This window comes from Myroides gitamensis, assembly GCF_029894455.1.
Lineage (GTDB): Bacteria > Bacteroidota > Bacteroidia > Flavobacteriales > Flavobacteriaceae > Flavobacterium > Flavobacterium odoratum.
Genome location: NZ_JARYHN010000001.1, coordinates 1238186 through 1255170 on the forward strand (window position 1 = coordinate 1238186; position 16985 = coordinate 1255170).

Here is a 16985-nt window from a genome sequence, read left to right on the forward strand (position 1 = left end):
ATTATAAAATGTTTCCATTTTTATCTATTTTTTGCGTATTGCCCCATTTACCTGTTGCATCTAGTCCGCTATAATAGAACTCGGCTTTAGGTGCGGCAGTTTCTACTTTATGCATTAATTCTATGCTTTTTTCTTTGTGAACTGTAAGCATTACTTTGTCAAAAGCGAGTTTGAGTTTATGGTCAACTGCTGTTAGTGTTTTTGGAAATTGAACATTCCAAACAGGTAAACCTTTAAAATACGAAGAACCCCAAAAAGCATGTAAATGTGAAAAATCAGCTTTTTGCAATTTAGGTAAGTACATCAATTGAAGTTGGCCAGCTTGCATATCGGGTAACTTACTCTTTGGAACTATAATTTCTTCCAAATCAGGGCAATTAGCAAGAACCAAATCAGACATGGTTAAAGATCCACCGACAAACCAATCAGCACTGCTACTTAAATCGAGCGTTTTAAAACCAGAGATAAACTCAAATTTTAAGCGCTTCAGAGAAGTACTGGTAATTTTTACGCCTTTAGCGATGTGAAAATTGCGCATCCAAATCCAAGTCACTCCATTATCGGGAATTTTCAAATACTCGATAGTTGTATTTTTCGCTTGGTGATTGTTATTGATATCCACCCAACTAGCACCGTAATCCTTATGCTGAAGTACATATTGAATTCCTTCGTAGTTTTCAATTTTAGATGTTACATATTGCGCATCTGTCTTTTCTAAATACAAATAGGTATTGTCATACGTAATTGGATCTATAGCTTTATCATAATTCGGGTCTTTTGTCGCACTTACATTAAAGTATTGTCCCAAATGGAATTCTGCTGTATTTTCTGGTATACGCATGGGAGTGGCTATGTCTAACTTATCTCCTGCATTGGGAAATAAAGAAGGAAATGTCTCTTGCATATAAGTTCTCAAGATGGGATCTGGAATTTCTCTTAAGGTAGTGTAGGTTTTTAATTCCCCTTTTTCCAACATTTTCATCTCTAGTGTCCCCTTCTCCACTGCTTCTTTGTTTTCTTTGTAAAAAGTGAGGATTTCCTCCATATTAAATTTAGCTTGTTCAGGTAGGTATAATTTTTGAATTTTAAGCGCATTCATATTGTAAAATTCATATAATGTATTGCCTTGTAATTCAATAGCTGTTACTTTGGTAGGTAAAGCCGTGAAGTCAAACTCCATATCGAACTTGTTATCTGCTAATTTTATTTCCTCCAAGTGTTCAAAAGCTTTGATTCCTTCCAGATCACTAATTTGCTTAGCTGTTAAATTCAAACTTTTAGTATCTAGGACTTTTTGGTCTATTTTTAAAGCATTCCCTTCAAAATCATACCCTTGTTCTTTCAAGGCAGAGATAAGATTATCATCTTTGATAACACGGGTATCAACGGGGTTATCAGGATCGACAATAATCACTGAGTCGTCATTTGAGGAACAAGAAACAAGCTGTGTCACTAAAAGGACAAGCGTTGTAAAACGTAAAATTCTTTGATTCATGATTGTTAATTATTAGTTTAAAAGATTTCATCACATTTATAGCTGATTAATCCTCCGCTTTCTCCTATCTCTAGTTCTGGATTATACCAGCTTATAATAAGTAGTTTAAAAAATCGAGTTCCTTCTGCACTTCTGATGATATACACGTGAAAGGACGGTTGATAAGATGGAGGTGGTCCAGAGAACCGCAAGGCGTTTGCTAATAGTAAATTGGCGGTAGATTTCATTTGTTTAGGACCATTATTAGGATCAAACCAAGGGTCTGTATTACCTGTTTTACTGCTCTCTAAAATCCACTGTTCTTGACTCATGGTAATACTCATTACAGTATCTGTTACAAATAGGGCTTGTTTGGGTATTTGGCTAATGGATGTAATACTTTCATAAGAAACAGCTCCCATATCATAGGCTCCTCCCTGTCCATTTCCACTTAAACCACTATTGGTTCGAATATTAAAGCGATTAAAAGCAATATCCCAGTCAAAACGGTCTTTTTGCTCTCCTTCGACAATTGAGCGATCCGCAGATCGAAAAAGTGAATCTCCAGAAGAAAAGGGATTTAAAAACTTATCTTCTCTAAGGTTATAGTATAACCAATCGTTGCTATATTCTGTAAGTCGCGGTAGGTTTTTGCCATCATAAGGCAACGCATCATACTCCACACAGCTTATAGGAACAAAAACAAGTGTTAGAAATAAAACGATTGGCGTAATTGGATCTAAATACTTTTTCATGGCTTTAAAATTTGTATTCTACTTGTACAAACCATCTTCTTCCTGGTGTTGCTGGAATATTAAACATGGCTACACCTGCCCCTAGTAAGGAGGGTTTATAATTGAAAATATTATCTACTCCAAGCGTTAATTTATAATGCTTGTAAAAGGTTTGATTAACAACTAAATTGGTCATCGAATACGTTGGAAGATCCACTTCAAAGTAGGCATCTTGAGCTTTGCCATCAATCATCAGTTTATCTTGTACATTGAACTTTTTAGCCCCAATAATATTGGTATTTATACCAGCTCTTAAATCATAGTTGAGTCGTGAAAAATTGTATTCGATCTGAATATTGGCATTATGTGGAGAGGCGGTATTGAGTTGAACGCCTTTTGTTTTGCTAACCTGTACATAAGAGTAAGACCAATTTACATTGAAATTAGTGTTGATTTTAAGCTTTCCTAAAACATCAAACCCTCTAAGGTTACTCGTATTCAAATTTTGATATTCAAAATTGTATTGAAACTCAAATACACGCCACACTCCCTCTATTTTATCCTTAAAATAATTGGCATAGGCATTAAAGTTGACAAATAAGCTACTGTTTTGAAACTCAGTAGAAAAAGAAAAATAGGTATTCTTTTCTGGTTTTAAATCTGGATTACCTACGATTTGAAACATACCGAGATGATCCCAATCAAAAAACTTCTCTTTAATTGTGGGTATACGATAACCATTGGCGTAAGTAAATCTAAAAGAGAATTGCTCTTTTAAATCATACTTAACCGAAAATTTAGGTGAAACATTGGTTCCAAATAGTTCATTGTAAGAGGATCGAACACCGAAGGCTATTTTAGTGCGTTCGATACCTGAATACTCCTCTTGAACAAAAGCTTCAATTTCTTTTGATTCTCTTTCTGTTAGGGTTCCTTCTCGACCAAATCTATCGCTAATTAGTTTTTCTGCATTTTGTTCGACACCAACCGTTAGTTCATGTTGATCAAAATAATTGGACACAAATTTTAATCTTGGTTGCACTAATTTAGAATCATATAGCTTTTTTCTTTGATCAATGCGTTCATGTCTTTTAAATCGCTTGTAATTATCGGCATGTATACTCGCAGACAGCTCCCCTATATTTTTAATTTTATATTTCACTTTCAATCCACCTGAAAAATCCTCTGTTTGATTGAAGATCAAGTCTTGAATTAGATCATATGAATTCATAAAAAAATACGTCCCATACGCCTGAAAGTGGAGATTGTCATTTACGTCATAATAAACTTTCTGAGAAACATTTACGAACTCATCCCCTTCTATTCCCAAAGGAGGACGCTCAATAAAACTCGTAATTACCGTATCGCGAAGTAAACCTATTGCAGGGTTTTTGCGGAATGTCTTTTTATCATACCCTGATTGAAATAAATAGTACGCATCCATACTCGTATATTGAACATCTGTTTGCAGCGTTATTTTTCCTAGTTTACTCCCCATAGACAACCATCCTTGTAGGTTAGGTTTATCTACATTTTTTTCATACATGTATAAAAAATCAGATTTTTTTGGATTTTTGTAGTTCCTTTGATTCCACTCCCCATAACGAACACCGGCTGTAAGTGCAAACTTTTGATCTGTTTTTTTGGTAATTAAATTGATAACAGCTCCTGAAGCCATGGAGCCATATAAGATTGAAGAAGCTCCTTTTATAATTTCAATATGATCCACGGAGTGAATATTAAATCGCTGATAATCAAGATTACCTGCCATTTCACCTGTTAGTTTTTCTCCATCAATGAGAAATAAAATATTCCTAGCGTCTAGTCCACCTACATTTACATCAGTTCCAAAACCTACTTTTTGAAAATTCATTCCGGGAATCTCGCTCATTAAAGCATCTTGTATTCCCGTAAAACCAGATTCAGAAAGTTTTGCTCCTGAAATAACCTGCACTAATACCGAAGAATCTTTAGTTCTTTTAAGTGCTGTATTTGAAGTGGTTATTAAAATATCTTCCATCAATTCATTCCCCGCTTTTAGTTGAACCAACTTAAAATCTTGATTGGACGCTAAAGCTGTTGTGGTAAATTGATATTGAAAAGCCTCAATGTACAATGTGATGTCTCCTTTTTCCGTTAGTAAAACTTCTCCCTTTTCGTTTGAATAAAAAATTTGATCCCCTTTATTTAGTACAACAACTTTTGCAGCTGGAATGACAGCACTTGTTTGTTCATCTACAAGTTGAATAACTCTTTGTTGTGCATAGACATTAAATCCCATGCATAACATACATGTAAACAATAAAAGTCTTAGATTAATCCTAAACATAGTCTTACTTATAATTGATAATCAAAAAATTAACTGACACAAATATATTTTTATTATTTGTATTTAATCTAAATAAATATAATTTATATGTAGATTGGAATTATTTAACATTTAAGTTAATTTTCAAATTACCTAAACTAACATTATTGTGTGTTTTTATTTTTTTTATCTTAAATTATATGTATTAAATATTATTTTATACTAAAAAATACTAACAAATTGAGTAGTTCTGCTTTTTTTAGCAGTTAACATTCACTTGTGTTTACAGGTCAAATAGAGGTGAATTCTAGATTAATTTCTACTTATTTGATTTAATAACACCCTGTTTAATCTTAGATTCCTCCTTTTATGAGGCCCATTTATATTGCTATCAGTTTAGTCAATTTTTTCATAGTCTAATCATTTAGGCGACTCCACGGAAATAAAAAACCACCACCTGATAATCAGGTGGTGGTTTTTTATAAGTGGTTTTGTATAGTTTCTTTTTTTAGAAGATTTAAATACTCAATTTCTCACCAGTATCTTTACTCTTCAAATCAATTTCATCCCTATGGGGCGGTCTTGGTAGTAAAATGAATTATCGGGTGTCTCCATGATGGCGCCTCCCATTCCATGTAAACTCAAGTAACAGGCGATTTTTTCATCTAAGAATAAAAATTTTCGATCCACCTCTACTTTATATGTTAACTCTAATGAATTCATTATTCTTGTATGCTATATTTTTAAGTTGTCCTTTGAAAGCAAAGGATAGCCATTACTTGGTTGATTCTGATTTATTGTTTAATGGGATAGCCATTGGAAAATTAAAAACCTGATGGGGATCATATTCTCTTTTTATCTGTTGAAGTGATGGATAATCAGTTCCATAATACTCATTTAACTGAATATCCGAATCTTGAAAATTGATAAAGGCTCCTTTAATAAAGGGTTCTAATGCACTTCTAAAATTTGAAACCCATGCTCGGCAAATAGGGGCATCCTCTTTTTCTAACCACCAAGACTGAATCTGAACAAGAATCGTCTTATTTGTATAAGCCAAAACATTGTTTCCATTCTTTGTTTCCCCTCCTATAGCATGAAGCGTAATGATGTTAAAAGCACCTTTTACTTTATTTGCTTTTATAAATGTTTCGATACAAGAAATAAATGGACGAGGACATTGACTAAATTCCTCTTTTAAAAAGGCAGAAGTAACTTTATGCGCTACGGGTTCTTTACATTTATAGCTTGCCTTTGCTGATGCACGACTACTTAATAATGCAGATATTTCAAAAGGTAATCTAAAATCCATCGTCTTCAATTCATTTGTAAAGAGTTGATTTCCATTTGTTAATGCTTGTAATGTTGGAATATGTGGCTCATGTTTGTGAGCAATAGCCTGTATCGTTTTTTCGTAAATTTCACTTTGATTCCCAAAATAGGTTAGCAACTCCTCTTTGATTGATTTATCCTTTTCGAAAAATATAAAATACCCTCCAAAATTCACACCTAGTGAATCTTGAATTGTTAGGTAGGATGTGATAGTATTATCCGTTGTGTGTTGTTTGAGAATCCAATTTTCAAGATTTGCTGTAAAGTCCATTCCTTTTTTATAAGCTCCCATAAAACTCCAGATCTGATCGGTGTCATATAACTTCATTAAAAAACGCGTTACAATTCCAAAGTTTCCTCCTCCGGATCCTTTTAAGGCTTTAAATAAATCGGGAAGATGCTGTTCTGAAACGATTTCAATACGTCCATCAGCTAAGACAAGTTCTACAGCTAATAAAGAGTCGCACGCCCATCCGTATTTTCTGCCTAATAAATTCCATCCACCACCTAAAATATATCCACCTAAACTGACTTGAGAGCACGAACCGATGGGAATAATTTTCTTCAGTATTCCGTTTTCTGATAGCTCTGGTAGGTTTAATACTTCTTCATTCGTTAAATTAGAAGGTAACCAAGCGGCAAATTTAGCTTGATATGTTTCTTGTCTATTTTCTAGCAAAAATGGTTTACAAGCGTCTGAGGTTAAAACCTCAACCTTGAGTTTCAGACGTGATAAATCTAATACGTGGCCTTGGTCTAAGGTACACATCGCCTCGTGATGATGCCCTCCAGAACGAATTGAAAATTGGTTTCCGTCCCTCTTTTTTAAATAATCTGAAATATCAGCTACTACCTCAGCATATATGACTTTAGCAGGTGTGTAATTATAGGCGATGTTATGGTGTTGATCATACTTTTTCATATCTCTCTACTTAATACACTCCAATTGGAGGCCAGTTTATATTTGTAATTTCATCTTCACCAGATAGCTTGTTTTTATCGCGATTTTTAAATTTCAATCGTGTTGCCTTTGGTACATCTGTACTAGGAATATGTACTTCCACTAAATAGTGCTGAGTTGGATGATGTTCAATATGCACAAGTGCCTTTTCTAATTCTTCAAGTGTGTCGACGCGTATTCCTTGTCCACCTAATGACTCATTGAATTTGACATAATTCCACTTGGGTAGAATATTGTAATCATGAAATTTATCTTTTGAATCGATAAATGGCAATGGATCTACAATTTCTTGTTCTATTCCATATATTCCATTGACAAGGACAAAAATCACATTCTTTTGTCCGAGTGTAATTTGATCGGATATCGCTTGGCAAGTTTCTTGAAATGCTCCATCTCCGACGATACACACACAGCGTTTGTCCGAATAAGCCATGGCAACACCTGTTAAGGCACCTACAGAATATCCAATAGACAACCAAGAAGCTTGTGCAATAAAGTGTGAGGGCTGATGAATTTGTAATGATTGTGCACCGATAAGTGGAAAACCGGCATCCACTACTAAGGGTTTGTCCTGAATAAATGGCTGAATCGTTTCAAAAAAGGAATCATATCCCAATGCTGTGTCTTGCTTTCCTTCCAATAAATTTGATAAATTTAAAGCTAATGGCTCTAACTCAAGGATTGGATTTCTTCCATTTGAAAGCCAGGATCCCGCGGTGGTATGTTCATTCGTTAAGTGAGCAATATCGATACCAAATACCTTTTTGAATTGATCGTTAAATAACGAAAGAATATGTTTAAGCTGGTTATTCTCAGTTATTAATAGATTTTTTAAGAATGCTTTTGTAAATTCAATGATAAGCTCGCGTAAATCTATTAGCGGAAAAAAAAGCGCTCCAACCCAAAGTCCGTTGTGAGAAGCAAGTATGGTTTGGTTACTTCTAATATTCTGATTTCCATTATCTTTTCCGATGGTCCAAGCGCCAAAACCGAGCAGACATCCATCATCTCCAAGAAAATGTTCTACTTTCGATTTATTCAAGGTCACACATCCATTATCTTCAAAAAAAGAATGTTCTTCGCTCAATACAGACTTGCTCAAAGGAGTTGTAATAAATTTTATTGGCTCTTGATTTTTCAATGCTCTTCCTTCATTGATTACCTTCAACATCAACTCAAATTCAGCGGTCAAATTATACCGTTGTAATTCTATTCCAGCCCAGAAAATCATTTTTTTGTGCATATTGAGGTTTTTAAAAATGGCTTCAATCGCTTCTTCTCTATTACTTTTTGTAATATAGTCCCCTTTACCAGAGGTAAGTTTAGGTAATTTATCGATTTCGACCTCAATTTCTTTTCGCCAAACATCTTCTGTTATCTCCAAATAAACTGGGCGGTTATAGGTAATCATTGCGGTTAAAGCAGAATCAATTTGAAAAGGAGCTTGTCTAGCATTGATAATTCGCTCAGCTGCAACTGTAATATTTCGATACATTTCAATATCCGGTACCATATCACCAGTGGTATGCGCATAGGTAAGTCCAGCATTTCTTTCAATGCTATATTCTTTATTGGTTGGCGCACCATTAATTAGTAGAATAGGTACTTTTTCTGTATACGAACCAGCAATTGCATTGATTGCACTAAAAGCTCCAACACTGTAGGTCACGTACACTGCACTAGCCCCTTTTAATCGCGCATAACCATCTGCAGCAAATCCTGCCACTTGCTCATTTGTATTTCTAATTACTTGAATTCTACTCCCTTTTTCACCTAGTATATTGAGTAATGGTGCGGTGTAATTTCCTGCTACCCCAAACATCTGTTTAATGCCAACCTGCTCCATACGAGCAATTAGGTATTCTGCAATCGTCATTGTCATCGTTTATACATTTAAATTTTTAAGATACGTTGCTCTAACAAACACAAGGAGTTCCTCCTCATTTGAATAGTCTTTACCTCCGTCTAATGTTGATCGTATTCCCAACTTTTCCAAAACTAAATTTGTAGATCGCAGGGATCCTTCAACCCACCCTTGAAAATCAGAATAGGCTTCCCCACAGGTATAAATTGGTAAGTCCTCAAAAGGTTTAACCATCTTTTGTATCACTTCCTCGTCATTTGTGCCTACTCCCCATTGGTGGACACCATAGCCAAAATCACCATAAGCATCTGTTTTTAACGATTGAGATCCTTCCCAGATTCGCACACTTGTCGCTAGAGGTTTTGGTATCCTATTAGTTTGAAATAGCAGTTGAAAATAGTCTGTAATTGCGGCAACCATTTGTTTTGAAGCGGGGGTAATATACTCTGGTTTGATAAGATCTGTCTGACTCTCTAAAGGAACCTTTCGGTTCAGCTCAACAATTTGTCTGATGCTGTCACTTTGTGGGTACCAATTATCTTCATTTGCTATTTTTGCAAACCCTTGCCAGAAGTTAATGTTTTGATAGTCACAATAAATGGTAAGTGCTGCTGGTTTAGTATAAACCGTTTTCATGCTTTCTTTCAGCTGGTTTTCCAAGTGCTGTAAGTTCGCTAGGTCTTCTGGTTTAGTTTCTTGCTTCTCTTCTTCAGCTAACTTAACGCGTAGGAGTTGAAGATTTCCTGCAATTTTATTATTCTTGGCATCGTCTGAATAAAAAGGATATACACTCCCTAAAGGTAAATCCGTAAAGTTAGCGCCAAAAGTTATGTCTGCGTTAGGTGTATATTCACCATTCCACCAAGCATGTGGATAGTATAAATTGATTTTTGCTAAGGGTTGATTCGTTGTAGATTCTAAGGTTTCCCAAAGTTTTTTTTCATTTTCAATAGGGAAATGACATGCATTGATTAGCTTTTCTATAGCAACCCTAGGAAGAGCTAATATTGTAGTAGAAGCTTGAATTGCTTTATATAGTTCTTCGTTTTTTAAATTCTTATATGCATTTAGTATTGCAACTATTTTGGTTGCATACCTCGGATCATACTCGCCAATAGGTTTGTAAATACGTTCGAGAAAAACAATACAAGTATCCAGCTCTAGATTATTTAAGCGTTTGAATGCTGTAATTTCCTTGTTTATTGCATCAACCTCATGATAATTCTTAATTATTCTACTAACTATTCTTTGTATTTCATCTAGTACATCCTCAAGGTTTGGAGCTTTAATGCAAATTCGGTTATTTTCTTTTATTTCTAACACTTTTGTATTCAAGGCAATATCTACTTAGCAATGGTCTGTGTTTAACTCGCTTATTCTATCAATTAAGACATTTGTCAATTGACTAAAACCGTAACGTAAAGACTTAAAATCTGGTTCCGTCGGAAACTCCATCAAGAGTTGAAATGCTTCTCCAGCATTCATGGTTGAGAAATACGTACCATTAAAACCAGATACTTTTGCCATCATCTGGATACACTCATTTGAGTAGCCCATATCAGCCAATAAAGCCCACAACGTCCATTTATTTAATCCTATTCCCTTCCATTTAAATGCTAAACGGAAAAACTGCCAAATTCCAGGAGCTGAAACTTCAATATGCTTGGTTGTACTTTCTGCATGATCTCCATAAATGGCTTGTATTTCCTTCTGACTTAGTACGATTGTTTTATCATACGCTGCGCCACTCAAATATTTTTTATGCGCTGTGTTTAAACGATCTAATACTTGCCTAGCAACTGTATTTTCGTCGGCAAAAACTTGATCGTCGTGTGTGCTGTTAATAATTTTGGTATAAACGTATTTCGGAATAATTTCAGTTGGATTTATTCCTTTTTCCCCATTCTTTAGTTCGTATAAATCGCGCCAAATTTTGTAGTTGTTGTGTTTACTCTCTCTGCGACTGAATGTTTTTCCTCTGTAGAACATGCGATTATTATCATCTAAGTGCATCGGAAATGGAACGATATCATCAGTTAAACCTAACTCAACAAGCAGATTTAGCAACTGAGGCATATCTTCAAATGTGAAACGCATTCCCCCTTCTTCTTCTTTTAGCACGTTATCATTCATAATAAACAAATCGGTATCTAATCTTCCACCTGTTCGCTTCGACTGCTCCAGAATCAGAATCTGTATTTTTTCATTCGCATCTTTTTTGCTTTTTAAAATTTTATATGCTGCGTATAAACCCGCTATTCCTCCTCCTACAATGAGGACATCATAAGAATCCTTTAGTACTGTTTTGCTTATAAATATTGGGAGATCTCTTTCTGGGGTAGATGTAATTAAATCTTGTAATGAATCGAATTCTCTATCTATGTTGTTTATACTGTAATGTGCCATGATTATTGGTTTTTAGAATGATAAACGGACATTTCGTTAGGTCGGTAGCATTTAGGTCCGTATTTGCTTTAATTTTTTGTTTGGCTGCTTCCAAAGCTGGTACGATAAACTGCTCCTTGGCCAATGCTTTCGAATAGCAATTTAAATCCTTAAATTGTCTCAATGTATTAACTTGAATATGTGGCCAGCTAGTCGTTCCTCCACCATCGCCAAAGCCAAATTCAAAGAATACAATTTGCTCATATTGCAACTGCAAAACTTCTTTAAACTCATGGGTCTCCGGATCTTTTTCGACAATGGTTTCCAACCACATATCCATTTTCATAGAGACTGCAGGAACAAACCGATTGACGAAAGGAATATTAATAACCCCACCTTGAGCGCCTTCCGCCTTGTGTGAAAACATCTCAATCTTAATGTGGTTTTTTACGTTTTGATTCTTGACCGTATCTCGTAGTCTCAAATCAGGTCTGACAGCGTATGGATATAAATGGTGAAGAAAGAGTTGTTGTGAATAAACTAAATTTTCTCCATTGTCGTTTTCAATAGTTAAATCTTCAACAGCTGTAAAGGGTAAACTAGGAGGATTGTATAAATCAAAAGGCCTTGATTGATCACTTGGACTTGTACCACCTCCCATTGTTGGAGAAACAGCAAGATGATTATAATCCCAGGTTCCTATTGCGGGATTGACAAACATCGGTTCGCCCTTGATTAAAAAACTACCGCTTTCGCGTTTTAAGTCCCCAAGTAACGTAATGGTGCTTCCATGTGGAATTACTCCGCTGCGAGAAATAGAATAATCAGGTACAAATGTTGGTCGGTTTATTCCTTCACCAGGTTGAAGCTCTTTTTGGGGGACAACGCTTATAACACTGCTTGGATCATTTGGTAATTCAGTTACATAGTGTGGTTCTCTTATTGTACCAAGGTTATAAAGCGAAACATCTAAAAATGGATGTCGTTGTATAATGGATTTAAAATTGGTAAATTCCTCTTCATTAGGTTTAGAGGGATACAATCTCTCTACCAATTCTTTGATTCCTTTTTCATTATCCCAATTGTGAACCCCTCTGTCTTTTTTAATCGAGTCTGTTGTCGCAGGATTCTTATATAAATCAGATAACCATAAATACATTCCATTTTCTTCGTGAATTCCAGCAAACACTTTTTTTTCATCTTTTGTGTTTATACTTTTTATTGCTTGTTCATACTTCACCGCTCCACAAAACTGTTCATTTGCCCCTCCTCTGTTTCGAACACCTCCAGGTACTAAATCGAAAGATAATTGCTCAATATATTCTTCACATTCAAAAGAAAATTTCCCCGGAATATTGTTTTGTGTTGTACCAGGAGAAGGCATAATCGTGGTGTGAATCCCAGAACCAATATTGCTCTTAAACTTGCCTTTTTTCTCATTGCTCACTCGTTGTGACTGATCTTCAATATAGCTATACCAATCACCTTGCAACAATTCTAAAATTCCATATTCTACTTTTGTCTCTTTGCTTTTTAAAATCTCCTCCGTAAAAATTTGAAAAGGCTGATCAATAGTAACTGTACTGAAACCTTGCATAAATTTTTCAAGAATATCTTTTTCGCTTTGTTCAATTTCCTTTAGATTAAGAGAAGAGTTTTCCTGAATATTAGGCTCTTTCTGAATATCTCCATTTTCTTTAGACAACCCCTTTGGTTCTTGACTAAAACCTAAATTTGATTTTAACATATTCTAATTCCATATCCTACTCGTTTGGCTTTTCGGTTTACGCCTCGTTTTTGAATGGTTTCTGATCTCCATTTATTTTTAATGTAAATTAAATTTAACAAAATATGATTTTAAAATTATATTTACAGATGATGATTAATTTTAATTTATGCAAAAAGACAAAGTATATTAAAAATTAAAACACAAAAGCTTAGTAAATATTTATATTTTGTTATTTTATTATTAAATCAAAATTGAACCCATTGTATAGGCGTTTTGTAATAATTTCTCAATGGATTTTGAGCCAAAAAAAAGTGAATCTCCTCCTAGCCTTAAAGTTTGCTACTACTAATACTAATTGATTAAATCCGCATTCTTTCCTTCTGTATAGCGTAGAAGCATAAAAAATGCCATAAAAACCTATTTTAAAGCTTTTATGGCATTTTTACTGACGTATTAATTTAATGGATTTTATAGCTATTCATTTATACAGACAATGCTTATCTTATAACAATGCTATTTCTAGCAAACAAATATTCTCCATTCACTTAGTAAACCCAATATTTGAAAATAAAGTATTAAATTTAGCCTACATGGATAAGTTAGATGAAATACAGTAATAGAAACAAACAAGATGAATAACTCAAATTTTAACGACCCCTCTAATTGGAAATGGGGCATGTTTTATTTTAACACCAAAGATCAACGACTAATCGTACCGAAACGAATAGCTAGTATGGGTATCACAATTAATTTTGCCAATCCTTGGTCTATTTTATTTGTGGTTGTTTTGATTTTACTAATCACAGTCCTTGTAACTTCTCAGTAAAATTTCTCAATTAATTATAGCGCTTAAACTAGGACTAGTTCCATGTGATGTCTTTTAAACTTTTCCTTATATAACTCAAGAACATCATTTTTGTGTTAGGCCCTTCTCTGTCCTTCCATGAAGTTTTGCTTTTAATTCATTTTGTGCAATAATCACAAATGGTTTGATATAAATACAGGAGTTTTTGATTTCGTTCAATACAGTAAAACTGTATACTTTGTTAAGTATTAAGATTTTATTTTTAATAGATATTAACTTTCTATACATTTAGAACAACCAATTTTTAAATATTTATTATGAAAATTTTTTTATTAGGATTAGCATTTATGCTATCAATGGGAGCATTTGCTCAGACACCTATTGGGCCACCTACAAATCCAGGACAACTATGTGTCTTTATTGCTGGATTTGTTCCTGAATGTAACTTTTCATCACCTACCATAAAAGGAAGTTATATACTAAAAGTTTGTGGTGTATCCATGTCTGATTCTACCCCTCTTTGGGAAGCTAGAATTCAGAAATTCATATGTGAGAATGGTTTCTTTCCTGATTACGTAAAAGTTCATGCTTTTAATCCTGATCTACTTTATGAAAAGGCAGAATCAATATTAATAAATAATTAAACTTTAAAAAGCATTCTAAATTTTTAGGATGCTTTTTTAAAACGGTCTATCATCATCTCTAAAAGCTTCAGCAGCACTCACTATAGGAACATAAGCTTCCGAATTACCAGTTGTGCTACAACACAAATGGTTTGATATAAATACAGGAGTTTTTGGTCTCGTTCAATACAGTGAAACTGCATACTTTGTTAATTATCAAGGTTTTATTTTTAATAGCCATTAACATTCTATACATTTAGAATAACCAATTAAAAATATTTATTATGAAAAATTTACTTTTAGTAGTAGCTTTTATGTTATCAATTGGAGCTTTTGCTCAGAATCAAACATACCCAAGAGATCCCGATTTGATATTATGTGAACAAATGCCCAATTTCATACCAGAATGTCACATAAGACAAGGTAATGTATACACCCTTCCAGGAGAATACGTTTTAGAGATATGTCTTAAAGAATCTTTACCTCGAGATGTTATAAAGGAAATGATTCAAGAATATATTTGTGAATACAATAAATTTCCAGATTATGTAAGAGTACTTAGAGTAGATTATAAAACCACTCCATACCCTGGAGGGGTACGATTGTAAATTGTAAAGCATTCTTAATTAGTTAAGGATGCTTTTTTTAAAACGGTGTATTATCATCTCCAAAAGCTGCAACGGCACTCATTGTTGGAACATAGGCTTCCGCATTATTATACACAGTCGACTCTTTCGGATTACTTCCACATTACTTCCTCTAATTTTATACCTAGACAAAAAGAATTAGTGTATAATTCAACTAAGAATTACTCCGTCATCTTCTCGGTTAAATAGCTTAGCTTATTTGTTATCTTTTCTATATCCCAGTTCCACCACTGCATTTCTAGTAATTCTTGTATTTTTTCTTCAGAAAATCGCTTTTTTAATTCCTTTGCAGGGTTACCGCCCACTACGCTATAAGGAGCTACATCCTTAACAACTGTAGCATTAGCAGCAATAATAGCTCCATCTCCTATATGTACGCCGGGCATAATTGTTACATTCGTTCCGATCCATACATCATTGCCAATTACAGTATCGCCTTTATAAGGCAACTCCGCCAAGGTAGGTTCCACTTTTTTCCAATCTTTGCCAAAAATATTAAACGGATAAGCCGTAATACCATCCATCTTATGATTAGCGCCATTCATGATAAAAGTTAGACCCGAGGCTAGCATACAGAATTTACCAATGATCAACTTATCGCCAATAAAATCAAAGTGATACTTTACATTTTTCTCAAAGTTTTCTACGCTTTCGAAATCGTCATAATAGGTATAATCCCCTACGATGATATTTGGATTCTTTATGATGTTTTTTAAAAAACACAATCGATTATAAGGCGCTAAAGGAAAGGTATCATTACAATCTGGTATATTCATAATTCTGTTTTATTTTTAAATGTCTCCTATTAACGAGTAACTGTTCGTGTACAGGCGTATGCTTTCACCGTAGTATCAACGGTTGTCTTGTATCGTGTTGGTGCCTTTGGTCAAGTGTCAAAGGACACTTACAAAGTTAAAGTATAAACCAATTCATTATCTTTTTCAACTCCAGTAAATCTGAACCCACATGATTCATACAATGTTATTGCAGCTTTATTACTTTCATGTAATCCTAAAAAAATCTGATTCACCACCTTTTTATTTCTCATTTGTTCAATAAACGCTAAAAATGATTGCTTACCATATCCTTTTCCCTGAAACTTATAATCAATCATAAATCTAAGAATCCAATAATTATAATTATCATTTTCATAAGGCCCTGACATTATAAAACCAATAGGCTGATTATCTAGGTAGATCCCTTGAGGTAAAAGTTCAGGATAAAATTTAGATTCTGCTATTGAAACTGTATTCGCACAAATATATTCTTCATCGAAGGTAGGCATCCCACTAGCATTAGTAGTCAACAGCCCGACTTCAAAGAAATTGTCTTTTGTAATCTTTCTTAATTCAATTGCCATATTAGATTTTTTTTAAATCATTAGAACAAAAATAGAAATATCTTTCTGCTCTATTTCACTTGCAAATTATATAAATGACGAATTGCCTTTAGCATCTTCTATAAGCAATTAATTCATAGCAGAGATTGATACGAAATAAGGGGGGACCGCTATCACTAGACATGGGTAATTCGCCAATCAACTTGGCCTAATTTTTTGAGGTTCTTGCATTTTCCTTTCTTAGAAGCCTATGTAATAATAAATCGCACATTGTTTGTAACAAATGCAACAATAGTGCAAATAGTGGTAATAAAATAGATAAATCCTATCTTTTTATGGTTTATTAGTATATTTGTATGGTGAAGATTTTACAAAATATAGCCTCCCTAATTATGCTAGTTCTAACATTAGCCTTATCTCAGTACGCTTGTATGGATCGCTATGTTGTGTCTCATTCTACTCTTGAAAACAGCATCGCTGAACAAAGTGAAACTAGTATGGAACTAGATTTGTGTTCTCCTTTTTGTGTATGCGATTGTTGTGCAGTACTAGATACTGTGACAATTTTTAATACACCCTTTGCCACTCGTTTAGATTTAATCATTCGTGCTGTTCCTCAATATTGTACTCCAATATTTCAAGGTATCTATTTTTCTATCTGGCAACCTCCTCAACTTGGATTTTAATTTTATCGGATTTATAACTTATAGCTTTTTAAAAGCAACAGACGTATAATACGAATAAATTTTAAGTACATCTATTTTATAAAGTTCACAACACAAGA

15 protein-coding genes are annotated in these 16985 nt (G+C 34.1%); 4 read left to right on the plus strand and 11 right to left on the minus strand.

Features of this window, described 5'->3' with window-relative positions:
* Position 1: 1 nt before the first annotated feature.
* From M2306_RS05295 to M2306_RS05335, 9 genes are all read right to left on the minus strand, one after another.
* Positions 2–1495: a hypothetical protein gene (locus tag M2306_RS05295; RefSeq protein ID WP_259188671.1), complete on the minus strand. Its 1494-nt coding sequence runs from the start codon at positions 1493–1495 to the stop codon at positions 2–4.
* Between the two features lie 17 nt (positions 1496–1512).
* A complete protein-coding gene (locus M2306_RS05300) occupies positions 1513–2229 on the minus strand; it encodes an HmuY family protein (protein ID WP_259188670.1) in 717 nt (238 codons plus the stop codon).
* Positions 2230–2233: 4 nt separating this feature from the next.
* The gene (locus M2306_RS05305) at positions 2234–4489 is read right to left on the minus strand and encodes a TonB-dependent receptor plug domain-containing protein (RefSeq protein ID WP_259188668.1); all 2256 of its coding nucleotides are present in this window, start codon (positions 4487–4489) and stop codon (positions 2234–2236) included.
* Positions 4490–5068: 579 nt separating this feature from the next.
* Positions 5069–5239: a hypothetical protein gene (locus tag M2306_RS05310; RefSeq protein WP_259188665.1), complete on the minus strand. Its 171-nt coding sequence runs from the start codon at positions 5237–5239 to the stop codon at positions 5069–5071.
* Positions 5240–5291: 52 nt separating this feature from the next.
* Positions 5292–6770, minus strand: coding sequence for an FAD-binding oxidoreductase (locus M2306_RS05315; protein ID WP_259188664.1), 1479 nt, complete (start codon positions 6768–6770; stop codon positions 5292–5294).
* A gap of 10 nt (positions 6771–6780) precedes the next feature.
* A complete protein-coding gene (locus tag M2306_RS05320) occupies positions 6781–8691 on the minus strand; it encodes a thiamine pyrophosphate-binding protein (RefSeq protein ID WP_259188663.1) in 1911 nt (636 codons plus the stop codon).
* A 3-nt stretch (positions 8692–8694) separates the two neighbouring features.
* A complete protein-coding gene (locus M2306_RS05325; protein ID WP_259188661.1) occupies positions 8695–9996 on the minus strand; it encodes a hypothetical protein in 1302 nt (433 codons plus the stop codon).
* Between the two features lie 24 nt (positions 9997–10020).
* Positions 10021–11079 (minus strand): FAD-dependent oxidoreductase, encoded by a 1059-nt coding sequence (locus M2306_RS05330; RefSeq protein WP_259188659.1) that lies wholly within the window; start codon positions 11077–11079, stop codon positions 10021–10023.
* Entirely contained in the window at positions 11048–12805 is a 1758-nt protein-coding gene (locus tag M2306_RS05335; protein ID WP_259188658.1) for a peroxidase, FMP-type, read from the minus strand. The genes M2306_RS05330 and M2306_RS05335 overlap by 32 nt, the downstream gene beginning before the upstream one ends.
* Positions 12806–13463: 658 nt before the next feature.
* Between M2306_RS05335 and M2306_RS05340 the strand changes: the two genes are divergently transcribed.
* From M2306_RS05340 to M2306_RS05350, 3 genes are all read left to right on the plus strand, one after another.
* Positions 13464–13613 carry a DUF5808 domain-containing protein gene (locus M2306_RS05340; protein WP_498882913.1) on the plus strand — a complete coding sequence of 50 codons (150 nt, stop codon included), beginning with the start codon at positions 13464–13466 and terminating at the stop codon, positions 13611–13613.
* Between the two features lie 296 nt (positions 13614–13909).
* Positions 13910–14236: a hypothetical protein gene (locus M2306_RS05345; protein ID WP_259188656.1), complete on the plus strand. Its 327-nt coding sequence runs from the start codon at positions 13910–13912 to the stop codon at positions 14234–14236.
* Between the two features lie 263 nt (positions 14237–14499).
* A complete protein-coding gene (locus M2306_RS05350; protein WP_259188655.1) occupies positions 14500–14823 on the plus strand; it encodes a hypothetical protein in 324 nt (107 codons plus the stop codon).
* A 200-nt stretch (positions 14824–15023) separates the two neighbouring features.
* Here M2306_RS05350 and M2306_RS05355 read toward each other — a convergent pair whose 3' ends face one another.
* The gene (locus M2306_RS05355) at positions 15024–15638 is read right to left on the minus strand and encodes a Vat family streptogramin A O-acetyltransferase (protein ID WP_259188654.1); all 615 of its coding nucleotides are present in this window, start codon (positions 15636–15638) and stop codon (positions 15024–15026) included.
* Between the two features lie 128 nt (positions 15639–15766).
* Complete coding sequence (locus tag M2306_RS05360) at positions 15767–16222, minus strand: GNAT family N-acetyltransferase (protein ID WP_259188652.1); 456 nt, start codon at positions 16220–16222, stop codon at positions 15767–15769.
* 371 nt (positions 16223–16593) lie between these two features.
* Between M2306_RS05360 and M2306_RS05365 the strand changes: the two genes are divergently transcribed.
* Complete coding sequence (locus M2306_RS05365; RefSeq protein WP_259188651.1) at positions 16594–16887, plus strand: hypothetical protein; 294 nt, start codon at positions 16594–16596, stop codon at positions 16885–16887.
* Positions 16888–16985 lie beyond the last annotated feature (98 nt).

What these genes read in the sequence shown, in the direction of transcription:
- M2306_RS05295 (WP_259188671.1), bottom strand. Translation starts at nt 1,495, where the DNA reads ATGAATCAAAGAATTTTACGTTTTACAACGCTTGTCCTTTTAGTGACA.
- M2306_RS05300 (WP_259188670.1), bottom strand. Translation starts at nt 2,229, where the DNA reads ATGAAAAAGTATTTAGATCCAATTACGCCAATCGTTTTATTTCTAACA.
- M2306_RS05305 (WP_259188668.1), bottom strand. Translation starts at nt 4,489, where the DNA reads ATGGGATTTAATGTCTATGCACAACAAAGAGTTATTCAACTTGTAGAT.
- M2306_RS05310 (WP_259188665.1), bottom strand. Translation starts at nt 5,239, where the DNA reads ATGAATTCATTAGAGTTAACATATAAAGTAGAGGTGGATCGAAAATTT.
- M2306_RS05315 (WP_259188664.1), bottom strand. Translation starts at nt 6,770, where the DNA reads ATGAAAAAGTATGATCAACACCATAACATCGCCTATAATTACACACCT.
- M2306_RS05320 (WP_259188663.1), bottom strand. Translation starts at nt 8,691, where the DNA reads ATGACAATGACGATTGCAGAATACCTAATTGCTCGTATGGAGCAGGTT.
- M2306_RS05330 (WP_259188659.1), bottom strand. Translation starts at nt 11,079, where the DNA reads ATGGCACATTACAGTATAAACAACATAGATAGAGAATTCGATTCATTA.
- M2306_RS05335 (WP_259188658.1), bottom strand. Translation starts at nt 12,805, where the DNA reads ATGTTAAAATCAAATTTAGGTTTTAGTCAAGAACCAAAGGGGTTGTCT.
- M2306_RS05340 (WP_498882913.1), top strand. Translation starts at nt 13,464, where the DNA reads ATGTTTTATTTTAACACCAAAGATCAACGACTAATCGTACCGAAACGA.
- M2306_RS05345 (WP_259188656.1), top strand. Translation starts at nt 13,910, where the DNA reads ATGAAAATTTTTTTATTAGGATTAGCATTTATGCTATCAATGGGAGCA.
- M2306_RS05350 (WP_259188655.1), top strand. Translation starts at nt 14,500, where the DNA reads ATGAAAAATTTACTTTTAGTAGTAGCTTTTATGTTATCAATTGGAGCT.
- M2306_RS05355 (WP_259188654.1), bottom strand. Translation starts at nt 15,638, where the DNA reads ATGAATATACCAGATTGTAATGATACCTTTCCTTTAGCGCCTTATAAT.
- M2306_RS05360 (WP_259188652.1), bottom strand. Translation starts at nt 16,222, where the DNA reads ATGGCAATTGAATTAAGAAAGATTACAAAAGACAATTTCTTTGAAGTC.
- M2306_RS05365 (WP_259188651.1), top strand. Translation starts at nt 16,594, where the DNA reads ATGCTAGTTCTAACATTAGCCTTATCTCAGTACGCTTGTATGGATCGC.